Source organism: Pantoea sp. Acro-807 (assembly GCF_011752675.1).
In the GTDB taxonomy this organism is placed as follows: Bacteria; Pseudomonadota; Gammaproteobacteria; order Enterobacterales; family Enterobacteriaceae; genus Pantoea; species Pantoea eucrina.
Window position 1 is genome coordinate 268,856 of record NZ_VWXE01000002.1, and the last position, 12,682, is coordinate 281,537.

Here is a 12,682-nt window from a genome sequence, read left to right on the forward strand (position 1 = left end):
GCATCACCGCAAAAAATAAGGCGGCGATAATACCACACTGTTGCAGTGCGCCGAAGAGTGTGACCGTGCTCTCATTTCGCTGCGCACCGCTGTTTCACGCCTTCAGATCCGAAAACTGTATAAAAAAGCCGCTCGGTTAAAATTTTGTTACGCTTGAAGAAATTCTTCGTAACATTTCAGGCTTGCTAAAACCGTCTACGCTTATTACGCATTGGCACTATCACCAGGAGCAAACATGAAGCCATCGCCATCAAATGCTGAACACGACAATGACGTAGACAGCGAAGAAAAAGAGCAAGGCACTGAGATTGAAGTTGATGAAGAGGCCCTGCCCTCGCGGGCAGCGGCGATTCATGAAGAGATACGGCAGGACGGGGAGAAAGAGTTAGAGCGTGACGGCATGGCGCTGCTGTGGTCAGCCATCGCCGCAGGCCTCTCAATGGGCGCGTCGCTGATGGCGAAAGGGATTTTTCAGGTTCATCTTGAGGGTGTCCCCGGCGCCTTTCTGCTGGAGAACCTCGGCTACACCTTTGGCTTTGTGATTGTGATCCTCGCGCGGCAGCAGCTGTTTACCGAGAACACCGTGACGGCGGTCCTGCCGGTCATGCATAAGCCCACCGGCAGCAATTTTATGCTGCTGCTGCGCCTGTGGGGGCTGGTGCTGCTGGGCAATCTGATTGGTACCGGGCTGGCGGCGCTGGCCTTTAACTACATGCCCATTTTTGATGAGGCGACGCGCCAGGCGTTTACGGCCATCAGTGAAAAGGTGATGGAAAATTCGCCGGGCGAGATGTTCGCTAATGCCGTGATCTCCGGCTGGATCATCGCCACTATGGTCTGGATGATCCCGCATGCGGAGAATGCCAAACTGCTGATCATCATTATGATGACGTGGCTGGTGGCGCTGGGCGATCTGGCGCATATCGTGGTCGGCTCGGTCGAAGTACTCTATCTGGTCTTTGCGGGGACGGTGCCGTGGCAGGAGTTTTTCTGGCCGTTTGCGCTGCCCACGCTGCTCGGTAACATCACCGGCGGCACGCTGATTTTTGCTCTGATCAGCCATGCGCAGATCCGCAACGACATGAGCGAAGAGGCCAAAGCGAAGGCGCGGGCGGATCAAAAACGCCGCGAGAAAGCAGAAGCGAAGAACGCTGCCGGAGAGCAGACGGAGTAACCGCTCTTCCGGGCGCGGCGCTGCTGACAGAATGAGCAATCACGCCGCGCCCGGTTAACATCCGGGAGACATACGGGTATACTGCGTTTCCGGATGTCTCCTTAGTTAAATGGATATAACGAGCCCCTCCTAAGGGCTAGTTGCAGGTTCGATTCCTGCAGGGGACACCACAGACATCTCTCCCTCATCCTGCAGATCCATACCGGCAAATTTCGACAGCTGCTGACTGATGCTATTTTCTTTGTAGCAGGTGACCAGTAACGCCTGGGTTGCGCGCGTAAACGCCACATACAGCGCCGGGATAGCTTCAGACTCATCTTCAGCCCCTTTATGAACAAATGATGCATTGATCACGGCAACGTAAGGGAATTCAAGCCCTTTGCTGCTCTGAAAGGTCAGCAGATGAACCACATCCTCCCGATGCGAATAGCGTTTTTTATCTTCCGTGGTGAAGCTGACGGCGGCGGGGATCGCATGCTGCTGCAGCAGGTCGATGAGTTTGTCTGCTGAAAAATGCGTAGGACAGAGCACAGCCATATCGCCCCAGCGGCCTGCCGCCGCATACTTCTCTCGCAGCCACGCCACAACGCGACGCGCTTCATCTGTTGCAGACTGACACTGTTCGATATCGGGAATGTCGCTGTTCTCTTCGCCGCAGGCTTCCGGCAGCACCAGCGGAAGCTCCTGATTATGGTGCCGGTCAAAGTAGTCGCGTGAAAAAGCGTAGGCAAAATTGAGAATGCGCCGCGGATTGCGATAATTCACCCGAAGAATAGAGGTGCGCCCCTGAGCCTGAATACCCACGCTCGCCAGCGAAAAGTTCAGCGCTTTCTCGCGCCGGTACAGAGACTGGGCGTCGTCGTACATCAGCAGCAGCGAGCGGCGGGTGTTATCAAACAGCCGGGCTATCAGTGAAAGCCAGCGCCGGTCGAAGTCATGTCCTTCATCCACCAGCACCGCATCATACCCCGCATCCCCGACAGTGCCGCTATCAACCGCATTTTCCAGCGCCGCAAAGCAGTTATCATAATAGCGCCCTTCCCCGCTCATCTTCAGCTTAAAGGTCCGGGCTGCCGTCGCGCACCAGTCATGAAAATGATAGACGTGTACTTTATGCGATAGTCCTCTGGCCGCGATGCATTCACGGATATAGTTAGCCAGAATGATATTAAAACAGAGCACCAGCACAGGGCGTGTGGTGGTCTCGGAAAGGTATAAACAGCGGTAGAGTAAAATCAGCGTTTTACCGGAACCGGCTACGCCATGAATAACACGATGCCCTTCGCCGAGATTGCGTGCCAGCACCTCCTGCTGCAGATCCATTACCCGGTAAATATTACTGCGCTTATTTTTTACCGTAATGGCGATCTCCGGAAAAAGATGCCGGCGCAGAATATCCCGCACAGCCGGCGTTATTGCAGGCCTGAAACGGGTGGTAAAGAGTCCGGAAACTTTAGCGCGAAACGCAGAAACAGAGACAGACTCGGTCATTTCATCCTGACAAATCGTCAGCGCCTGTGGAAATATAGATTCAACCACGCCATCGGCTGAGAGTGATGTCAGCTGCTGACGGGTAATATTGGTAAACACCACACCATAAGCCCAGGCGATATTCAGCTTTCCTTTATACAGGCCTGTTTTTTGCTGCAGTTTCGGATCCTGAGATAACAGGTCAACGGTCGCACAGGCATACTCCCTGACCTGCAGCAGCGGATTTTGCGCCTGCGTTTCGCCCTGAGCATGTCTCAGCGTTACCGTCTGCGGGTCCGCATGCTGAAATGTACTTAGCTTCCAGTCTTTGACCTCAAGGAAAATAAGCCCGTTGGCAGGATCGATAATAACAAAATCGGGATGCCTGTACTGGCGCCCGACCGGAATGTCATACCAGATAAGACAATCATCGCCGAGATGCGATTCAAGCCGCTGGGCGACGCGTCGTTCCCCGTGCGTCATTCGCCCTGAACAGAGCGTCAGGGAGGTCATTAATTTCGCCATAAAACAGTATCCACGTATATAAAGTACATCAGCGCAACACCACGATAACATCGCTATTAAAACTTTAGAATACGATGTTATGCCACTTAGCCCTGTGTCTGTTTATTATGTTGCCGGCATGCTGATAATACCGGCCCGGTACCAGGTTCATGATGACAATAATAGCGCGATGTCTCTGCTTTTTCCGGCAGGCGGGAAAAAGCTGGCAGGAGTGGTATGATTTACGTTAAATGATGCCGCTGGCATCTGACCCCTTCCCGTTTCCGGAGCGCACTATGAAACATGAGATTGATCTGAAGTATTACGATATCGCTGACGCCTACGCTGAAGAGTGTGAAAAACCGGTGAGCGAAGCCGAGCGCGACCCGCTGGCGCACTACTTCCAGCTGCTGATCACCCGCCTGAATAACCATCAGGAGATCAGTGAAGAAGCGCAGCATGAGATGGCGCGCGAGGCGGGAATTGCTGACGCGCGCATTGATGATGTGGCGAACTTTCTGAATGAGTGGGGCAACGAGTAAACGGCTTTGGCAGGCTGTCTGCTGGCAGACAGCCTGCCCGCCGTCGCGTTGATTACTTACGTGCGTCCAGCAGCTGCTGCGCATTATCCGCAGTAACCGTGGTCCACGGAATGTAATAGTGTTTTTTCGTGCCGCCATCCCAGGCGAGATCTTTGGCATACAGCTGCCAGATGTCAGACTGCGGCTGATAGCCTGCGCCTTTTACCGCACGCAGCGCGACATCAATAGCGCCCTGCATCTGGCCTTTCGCATCCTGCAGAATAGAGACCATTTCACCCGCCTGAACGGCATGAATCGCATCAGACACCCCATCCACACCCGCAATGGCGAAGTCGTTCACGTTCAGCCCGGCGCCCTTAATCGCTTCAATGGCTCCCAGCGCCATCTCATCGTTTTGCCCAATCACCCCGTTGATTTTGCCGCGATGCTTCTGCAGCCAGTTCTCCATCAGCGGCTGTGCTTCAGCGCGTGACCAGTTGGCCGTTTTTCTCTCCAGTACGGTAACCTGGCCCGGACCACACTCCGCTATCGCTTTATCATTGCCTTTGCCGCGCTGGATCTCACCGCTGCCGCCCTTCGGCCCTTCAATAATGACGACATTGACCTTTTTGGTTTTGCACTGCAGCTTATCCAGTACCGCTTTGGCTTCCAGATAGCCGCCCAGCTCATCATTAGAGACCACTTCGGACGTCATCTCTTCCGTATTCAGGCGGGCGTTGGTGACCACCACCGGAATTTTAGCCTCGTTAGCATTGGTCACAATATCGATGTTGGCTTCATAATCCATCGGGTTCACGATAATCGCGTCGGCACGCGTCTGGATAGCGGTCGCCGCCTGGTCATTCTGCACCGACGCGTCATAACGACCATCATAAAAGGTGAGCACGGCTTCGCCACTTTTTACTGCCGGATGCGCTTTACCGTAGCGCTCCATCAGCTGAACGAACTCCGCCTTATTGCCATACATCAGCACAGCGATTTTTACGGGGGCAGCCTGCGCTATGCTAATCGCGCCCAGCATCAGGGCTGAGGTTAACAGAGCGATAGATCTTATTTTCATTGTTCTCTCCTGGCAGGGTTTATCTATTCAGAGGTTAATCGCGCTGTTGTTTACGCGACGGGTCGAGCAGTACAGCCACTACAATCAGAGCGCCTTTGATGATCTGCTGGTAGTAAGACTGCACCCCCAGTAAATCCAGGCCGTTATTCATTACGCCGATGATCAGCACGCCAAAAAAGGTGCCGACAAGCGTACCGACACCGCCAGCCATACTGGTGCCGCCAATCACTACCGCAGCAATCGCATCAAGTTCATAGCCTGCGCCCGCGTTGGTCTGTGCCGATCCGGTGCGTGCGGTGAGGATCAGCCCGGCGATTCCGGCCAGCGCGGCGCACAGGGTGTAGACCATAACTTTTATTCCGACGACGCTGATCCCTGACGTGCGGGCACTTTTCGGGTTGCCGCCAACGGCATAAACGTAGCGCCCGAGCAAAGTTTTATTGAGCAGCAGCCACGCGAGACCAAACAGTACGACAAAGATAATGACCGGTACGGGTATGCCGGCTATGTAGCCGTTGCCGAGCCAGCGAAAATCGCTGTTAAGCTGCGAAACCGGGTTGCCGCCGGTGGTCAGCATCGTGAGTCCGCGCGCAGCGGAGAGCATGCCCATGGTGACGATAAACGGCTGCAGCCGGTAACGCGCCAGCACGGTACCGTTGATCAGGCCGCAGACAATGCCAATTCCCAGCGCGATAATCATTGGCACCATCACCGCATGTGCCGTATCCCCAATTGCCATACCGCTGTTGTTCGTGGCGAAACGTGCAGCAACAATGCCGCTCAGCGCCAGCACCGATCCTACCGACAGATCGACGCCGGCAGTGATAATCACAAAGGTCATGCCGATCGCTAAAATGCCGTTGATAGAGACCTGGCGCAGCACAATCAGCATATTTTCATTACTGAGAAAATAGTTACTGCTCCAGGCGCCATTAGCGACCTGCAGCTCGCCGACGGCAGCCACAATCAGGCAAAGCACAAAGAACGCGATGATGATGCCGTATTTGTGCATACGTCTTTTGTTGCGCGTAAAAAATGAGATGCCGGAAGGCATGGAATGTGTGGTGTTCATAACGTGATCTCTCTGTTAAACCGCCAGCTTCATCAGTTCACTCTGCGTTGCCTGAGCCGCACTCAGCTCTCCCGCCAGCTGTCCGTCGCGAAAAACCAGAATGCGATCGCTCATGCCGATGATCTCCGACAGCTCTGAGGAGACCATCACGATCCCCTTGTTTTTCAACGCAAACTCGGACATAAAGCGATAAATCTCTTTTTTCGCGCCGACATCAATACCGCGGGTAGGCTCATCCAGCAGCAGTACTTCCGGGTCCAGTAATGCCCAGCGTCCCAGCACGACTTTCTGCTGATTGCCGCCGCTGAGGTTGCCCACCAGCTGTTCGGCATCCGGCGTTCTGACGTTAAAGCGTTTGATCATCTCCAGGCTGCGCTGCTGCTCCTGCTTCTCACTGATAAAACCGGCGCGGGAGATAGCGCCAAATGAGGCGATGTTGATGTTTTCGCGAATCGAACGGCAGAGCACCAGCCCGGTTGCTTTGCGATCTTCTGTGACATAAGCGATGCCGTGCCGGATCGACTCTTTCGGTGAGTGGCGGCCCAGCACCACCTCGCCGAGGCGAATGGTTCCGCTGTCTGCGTGTTCAATCCCAAACAGTAAATCGAGAAACTCGCTGCGCCCGGAGCCAACCAGCCCGTAAATGCCGAGGATTTCGCCCCGCTTCAGGTGCAGGCTGATATCGTTGATTTTATTGCGCCAGCGCAGGTTTTTTACCTCCATCATCACCTCATTACCCGGCTGATTAAACTTGGCAAATTCACTCTCATATTCTCCGCCAATAATCTGCTCAATCAGCTGCTCGCGCGTGATATCGGCCAGCATGCCCTCCTGCACCCAAGCGCCATCGCGAAAGATGGTATAGCTGTCGGCAATCTGGAAAATCTCGGAGAGGCGATGGGAGACATAAATAATGCCTTTGCCCTTTTGCGCCAGCCGGGTCAGGGTCTGAAAGATTTTTTGCGCATCCTCCTCGCCAATCGCTGAGGTTGGCTCATCCATGATGATGATGTCAGCATTCGCGTGCGAGAGCGCTTTGGCGATCTCCACCAGCTGCTGCCCGGCAACGCTGAGGTTACGCATCTTTTCAGTAGCAGAGATGTCAAAGTCGAGCTCTGCCAGCAGCGCGCGAGTACGCTGATTGAGCGTGGCAAAGTCAACAAAACCAAAGCGGCGCGGTTCGCGTCCCAGCCAGATATTTTCAGCCACCGTCAGGTCCGGAATTGCGCTCAGCTCCTGCTGAACAATCGCGATACCGGCGGCCAGCGCGTCCCGCGGATGGGCAAAGCTGCAGCGCCTGCCGCGAATAAATATCTCTCCGGCGTCGGGCTGGATAAACCCCATTAAGATGCTGAGAAAGGTCGACTTTCCGGCACCGTTGCCGCCGCACAGCGCGTGAATGGAGCCGGGGCGCAGCGCAAATTCGGCGTTTTTCAGCGCCACAACCGGACCAAACGCTTTGCGGATCCCCGTGACTTCCAGCAGCATCTCCTGGTTATTTCTGGTCACAATGCCACCTCCGGATAAGTCGTGCTGAGACGCTTCAGATAGCGCTGATAGTGCGTTTCATAGGTCTGATGGCGCGCGGCATTGGGCACGGCGCGGGTACTTTCATCCGGCGTGACAAAGCGCTGGCACAGCGACTGCAGTAACGCATCCGGCTGCTGTGCCGGGTTATCCAGCAGCGCGCTGGCCCACATCGCCTGAATTGCCGCACCCAGCGCGGCGGTTTCCGGAATACGCAAAGAGACCACCGGGCAGTTCATGACGTCAGCCACAATTTGTCGCCAGCCAGCGCTGCGCGCGCCGCCGCCGGTAAGGCGGATCTCCTGCGCGCTGATGCCCTGCTGCCGGAACAGATCAAGTCCGTAACGTAATCCGTATGTGGCACTCTCCACGGCGGCGCGGCAGAGGTTAGCGCGGGTAAAATTCACGGCGTTCAGGTTGTGCAGACTCGCCTGCGCGTGGGGCAGCGCCGGCGTGCGCTCGCCATTAAAAAACGGCAGCATCTCAACGCCCTCAGCCCCCGGCTCTGCCTGGTTCAGCAGCTGATTAAAGCCGGTAAGATCCTCTGCCAGCAGCGTCTGGATCAGCGTGGTCGCCGAGGTGACATTCATGGTGCAGATCAGCGGCAGCCAGCAATTAGTGCTGGAGCAGAAGCTGGCAATCAGGCCGTTTTCGTCAGTCACCGGCGTCTCACTGCAGGCGAACAGCGTGCCGGATGTTCCCAGGCTGAGCGTCACCGTGCCAGGCGCAATATTGCCGGACCCGATGGCGGCCATCATATTATCGCCGCCGCCTGTCGCGACCCGCACCGTGCGGCGTAGTCCCAGCCGCTGCGCCGCTTCCGGCTGCAGGGTGCCGATACACTTTTGCGCGGCAGCCAGCGGCGGCAGCGCCTGCCACAGCCGGCCGTCAGGATCGATAAGCTCCACCGTATGCCGATCCCAGCTGCGACTGCGGATATCCAGCAGTCCGGTGCCGGAGGCGTCGCCATACTCCATAACCCGTTCGCCGGTCAGCCAGAAGTTAAGATAATCGTGCGGCAACAACACGGTATGTAAACGCGCCCACAGCGCCGGATGCTGCTGCTTCAGCCAGAGAATTTTTGAGGCGGTGTAGCCGGTAGCCGGAACAATCCCGGGCTGTGCCAGCGCACCGCTAACCCCTCCCAGCTGCTGCAGCAGCCAGCTGTTCTGTGCATCGGTGGCGGTATCGCACCACAGCTTTACCGGATGCAGCACCGCTCCGGCTTCATCCAGCGCCACAAAGCCGTGCTGCTGGCCGGAGACGCTGAGCGCAGTAATCTGCTGTGTATCAATAGCGGCGTCTGAGGCTGCCTGATGGAATGCCGTGACCAGCGCGTCGATCCAGTCGCTGGCATGCTGTTCACGGGCGCCATCCGCCCCGCTCTGCAGCCGGTGCGGCGCGCTGCCTTCGCCGACGATCGTCCCCCGCTCGCTCTCCACGATAACCACGCGCGTTCCCTGCGTGCCGCAATCTATGCCTGCATAGAGCGCCATGCGTCACTCCATCTCCAGCATGATTTTGATATCCGCCGCATGGCCCGCGGCTGCGCGGTCAAACGCTTCAACGCTGTCGGCGAATTTATAGGTGTGGCTGATCAGCGGCTCTACCCGCAGCTTGCCGCTGCTTAACAGGCGCAGCGTGCGGGGATACATATTGGCGTAGCGAAAAATCGTTTTGAAGGTCAGCTCTTTGGCCTGTGCCGCAACAATATCCATTGGCGCGGCGTCCACCGGCATGCCCACCAGAATGACGGTAGCACCCGGCGCCGCGTGTTCCGCCAGCGTGGCAATAGCAGGTTTGGCTCCGCTGCACTCAAACACCACATCCGCGCCGTTACTGCTGGTCAGTTCTGAGACTTTACCGGCCAGATCGCCGGTTTTGATGTTAACGGCGTGCAGCCCTTCATACGCTGCCGCCACGGCAAGCTTTTCATCAAACATGTCGCAGATGATGACATCGGAACAGCCGCCTGCCAGCGCCGCCAGCGCCGTGACCACGCCGATCGGACCGGCCCCCAGCACCAGGCCGATATCGCCAGGTTTGATGCCGGCTTTGGTCGCGGCCTGCATCGCCACCGCCAGCGGCTCCACCATGGCCCCTTCGCGGAAGCTGACATTTTCCGGCAGCTTAAACGTGAACGCCGCAGGATGAATGACCGTTTCACGCAGGCAGCCATGTACCGGCGGCGTTGCCCAGAAGCGCACGGCGGGATCGAGATTGTAGAGACCGGCGCGCGACTGATCGGAGTGCATATCCGGGATCCCTGGCTCCATACAGACGCGATCGCCCGCCTTCAGGTGCGTCACGTTTTTACCGATCTCCAGCACAATGCCAGCGGCTTCATGACCCAGCACCATCGGTGCCTCCACCACAAACGGACCAATCCGGCCATGTTTGTAGTAGTGAACATCGCTGCCGCAAATCCCTACCGAGTGAATTTTAATTTTGACATCGTTATCACCCAGCACTTCATCAAATTCCCGATCTTCAATCGCAATGTGGCCTGCCTGAGTCAGAACTAACGCTTTCATTTACGCCCCCGGATTCATTTTAATGGTATCGATATCATTTCAATGCGGCGATACTGACCTAAAAAAAACGTGAAAACTGTGATGCAAGCTGAATAATATCGATCTGCAGTAGCGCAATTTAGCCCTGTCGCAGCGAATTGCGGATCGGGATCACAGAAGATCACAAGCGGAACACGCTTTAATGGTATCGATATCATTACAGGAGAAACCGTATGACCGATTATCCGCAGGCGATCCAGCGCACCCTGACCTTTTTAGAGCAGGCGAATATTGTTCTCACCCCTGCAGAGCAGAAGAAGATTGAGATTGCTACTTTCGGCCTGGACGATTACCCCGCCTCAGGTTTGCAGCTGTTAACCTATATCAACGAACCGCGCTATTGCGCTAAAGAACTGGTGCTGTTTCCCCGCCAGACCTGTCCTGAACATCGGCATCCGCCGTTTAACGGCACGCCAGGCAAGCAGGAAACCTTTCGCTGCCGCTGGGGCGAGGTCTATCTGTTTGTCGATGATGAACAGCTTACGCCAAACGATGCGACCGGCACTCCGCGCTGTCAGGTGCCTGCCGGCAGTGAAACCGCCTATACCTGCAGCCGCTATATCCTGCTGCGTCCGGGCGAACAGTACACCATTAAACCCGATACGCGGCACTGGTTTCAGGCGGGCGAACACGGGGCCGTTATCTCTGAATTTTCGTCAGAAAGTCGCGACGATCTGGATATTTTCACCGACCCGCGCGTCAGGCGACTCGCCTAGCGCAGCGAGATCGCTTAACGCGGTACGATCTGCCATGATTGACTCATGATACAAAATGACAGGGTTGATTAAGGAGCCAGACTTGGCAGCAGGACGGGGACGCAAGGCAACGCTGGCAAGCGTTGCTGCCCAGGCAAACGTAAGCAAAATTACCGCCTCGCGCGCTTTTTCACAGCCGGAGAAAGTGCATCCGGAGACGCTGCAGCGCATTCACGCTACTGCAGAGCAGTTGGGCTATGTGATGAATACGGCTGCGCGCAGCCTGCGGGCGAAAAGCAGTAAAACCATCGGGATCGTCAACCCCGATATGGCAAACCCCTTCTTTGGCGGCCTGACGCGTCTGATGACGCTTGAGGCGAACAAGCTGGGCTACGATACGCTGGTTTTTGACTCCTGTGAGTCGCAGGAGAATGAGAACCGTATTATCGATAAGCTGATTGGGTATAACGTTGATGCCATTATTCTGTCGGTGATCTCCAACGATCTCCACTATCACCCGGCCTATATGAGACGGCTGGAGACGCTGAATATACCGGTGGTGCTGGTCGACCGCGAGCTGCAGGTTTCCCACTGCAGCGGCGTCTATATTGATAACCTCGACTGCGGCCTGCAGACCGGTCGCTGGCTGGCGGAACAGGGGGCGCAGCGTATTGTCGTGGTCTCCGGCCCGGAAAAGTCGAACGTTGCGCGTGAGCGCGTGCTCGGCCTGCAGGCCGCGCTGCAGGGAAAAGCTGCCTCGCTTGAGGTGCTCTATGCCGACTTTTTTATGGATGCGGCCTGGCAGGAGACCCGGCGCTGGCTGAAACAGCACCCCGCCCCTGATTACTTCGTGGGGTGTAACAATCAGATCTCACTCGGCATTATCAAAGCCTGTATCGAACACAAACTCAGTCTGCAACAGCAGGTAAAGCTGTTCAGCATTGATGAGGTCACGCAGGCGGATATTTATGGCTTTCACTTTCCCTGCATCGCGCACGATCTGCAGAGCATCGCCTGGCAGGCGCTGAATCTGGCGCTCCGGCGTATTAACGAAAGCGACAGCAAGCCGGGCAAAGTTATCGTGCGGGGTGAAGTGCTTCCCTGACGACGCGCTTTTTACCGGCTAAAGTCCTGCCGCCACGCGGAGGGCGCCACGCCGTGCAGCTGGCGGAACCGGTTACTGAAATGGCTGGCGGAGTGAAAACCGCAGCGCAGTGCAATCTCCGTTAGCGGCAGGGTGCTGTGCATCAGTAGCTCTTTCGCCACCGCCATACGGCGCTGCATCACATATTGGTGCGGCGCGCTGCCGGTGCTGCTGCGAAACATACGCGCAAAATGATATTCGCTGAGCGCAGCTTCTGCGGCCAGCCGCGCCAGCGTCAGCGGCTGATCGAGCTGCGCATCAATCAGGGCAATGATCCGGCGCAGCACGGCGGGTGCCAGGCCGCCCCGCACGGCGGGCAGCTGCCAGTGCACATCGCTGTAGCGATGCAGCAGATGCGTCAGCAGCAGCGTCGATGCGCTGCTCAGCATCAGCTGATTGGCGGGCTGCTGCCAGCTGACGCTGAGCAAAAAATGGCGATAGAGCTGCGTAATGCGATCGTCATCAGCAAAAATCTTCTCCTGCAGATTCAGACTGGCTGGCGTGCGATCCCAGATCTGTTCGCCAAGCTGGCGTAAATGGGTATCGGTGCAGTAGAGGTGCACGAATGCGAGGTCGGCCCGCAGATCCCAGGTGGACTCCATACCGGACGGCATCAGGCAGAAACGATCCGGGGCGCCACCGTTGCGCCACCCGTGCGCGGTTTTATGCCAGGTATCATACCCCTCTTCGATATAGAGGCTCAGGGTATGGTGATCGCTGTGGTTGGTTACGCGGTCGCCGCTATTAAACCAGGCTGCCAGCCGGATCCCGCCTGAAAGCGGTACGCTATCACGCAGCTGAGCCTTTCGGTTTTTTAGCATAGTAAAGGTCTGGTAATCGGACATTGCGCATATCACATCGGCAGCGGTTAACCAGCAGTTTACCCGTCCGGACGATGGAAAACAGCGCGGCAGTCGGTGT

General features: G+C 56.5%; 11 protein-coding genes and 1 tRNA gene. 5 read left to right on the forward strand and 7 right to left on the reverse strand.

The window, feature by feature from the left end:
- Positions 1-235: 235 nt before the first annotated feature.
- Both F3J39_RS07710 and F3J39_RS07715 read left to right on the forward strand, forming a co-directional pair.
- Positions 236-1,174, forward strand: coding sequence for a formate/nitrite transporter family protein (locus F3J39_RS07710; RefSeq protein ID WP_108569482.1), 939 nt, complete (start codon positions 236-238; stop codon positions 1,172-1,174).
- A gap of 95 nt (positions 1,175-1,269) precedes the next feature.
- Positions 1,270-1,344: transfer RNA gene (locus F3J39_RS07715), tRNA-Arg, on the forward strand.
- On the opposite strand, the gene F3J39_RS07720 is transcribed toward F3J39_RS07715, so the two are convergent.
- Positions 1,304-3,127 (reverse strand): nuclease-related domain-containing DEAD/DEAH box helicase, encoded by a 1,824-nt coding sequence (locus tag F3J39_RS07720; protein ID WP_104085365.1) that lies wholly within the window; start codon positions 3,125-3,127, stop codon positions 1,304-1,306. The genes F3J39_RS07715 and F3J39_RS07720 overlap by 41 nt on opposite strands.
- A gap of 317 nt (positions 3,128-3,444) precedes the next feature.
- On the opposite strand from F3J39_RS07720, the gene F3J39_RS07725 reads away from it, so the two are divergent.
- Positions 3,445-3,690 (forward strand): DUF2543 family protein, encoded by a 246-nt coding sequence (locus F3J39_RS07725; protein WP_039385596.1) that lies wholly within the window; start codon positions 3,445-3,447, stop codon positions 3,688-3,690.
- A gap of 52 nt (positions 3,691-3,742) precedes the next feature.
- On the opposite strand, the gene F3J39_RS07730 is transcribed toward F3J39_RS07725, so the two are convergent.
- The 5 genes from F3J39_RS07730 to F3J39_RS07750 are packed head-to-tail and all read right to left on the reverse strand — an operon-like array spanning position 3,743 to position 9,883.
- Positions 3,743-4,750: a substrate-binding domain-containing protein gene (locus F3J39_RS07730; RefSeq protein ID WP_166714035.1), complete on the reverse strand. Its 1,008-nt coding sequence runs from the start codon at positions 4,748-4,750 to the stop codon at positions 3,743-3,745.
- 34 nt (positions 4,751-4,784) lie between these two features.
- Positions 4,785-5,822, reverse strand: a complete 1,038-nt coding sequence (locus tag F3J39_RS07735; protein WP_039379364.1) for an ABC transporter permease — start codon at positions 5,820-5,822, stop codon at positions 4,785-4,787.
- A 15-nt stretch (positions 5,823-5,837) separates the two neighbouring features.
- A complete protein-coding gene (locus F3J39_RS07740) occupies positions 5,838-7,310 on the reverse strand; it encodes a sugar ABC transporter ATP-binding protein (protein WP_071668099.1) in 1,473 nt (490 codons plus the stop codon).
- Between the two features lie 17 nt (positions 7,311-7,327).
- Positions 7,328-8,845 carry a xylulokinase gene (gene xylB / locus F3J39_RS07745; RefSeq protein WP_104085249.1) on the reverse strand — a complete coding sequence of 506 codons (1,518 nt, stop codon included), beginning with the start codon at positions 8,843-8,845 and terminating at the stop codon, positions 7,328-7,330.
- Positions 8,846-8,848: 3 nt separating this feature from the next.
- A complete protein-coding gene (locus tag F3J39_RS07750; RefSeq protein ID WP_104085250.1) occupies positions 8,849-9,883 on the reverse strand; it encodes an NAD(P)-dependent alcohol dehydrogenase in 1,035 nt (344 codons plus the stop codon).
- Between the two features lie 212 nt (positions 9,884-10,095).
- On the opposite strand from F3J39_RS07750, the gene F3J39_RS07755 reads away from it, so the two are divergent.
- Together F3J39_RS07755 and F3J39_RS07760 are read left to right on the forward strand one after the other, a co-directional pair.
- The gene (locus F3J39_RS07755; protein WP_094112061.1) at positions 10,096-10,638 is read left to right on the forward strand and encodes a D-lyxose/D-mannose family sugar isomerase; all 543 of its coding nucleotides are present in this window, start codon (positions 10,096-10,098) and stop codon (positions 10,636-10,638) included.
- A gap of 82 nt (positions 10,639-10,720) precedes the next feature.
- A complete protein-coding gene (locus tag F3J39_RS07760; RefSeq protein ID WP_039379376.1) occupies positions 10,721-11,722 on the forward strand; it encodes a LacI family DNA-binding transcriptional regulator in 1,002 nt (333 codons plus the stop codon).
- A gap of 11 nt (positions 11,723-11,733) precedes the next feature.
- Here the strand turns inward: F3J39_RS07760 and F3J39_RS07765 are convergent, their stop codons facing one another.
- Positions 11,734-12,606 carry an AraC family transcriptional regulator gene (locus F3J39_RS07765; RefSeq protein WP_104085251.1) on the reverse strand — a complete coding sequence of 291 codons (873 nt, stop codon included), beginning with the start codon at positions 12,604-12,606 and terminating at the stop codon, positions 11,734-11,736.
- Between the last annotated feature and the right edge of the window lie 76 nt (positions 12,607-12,682).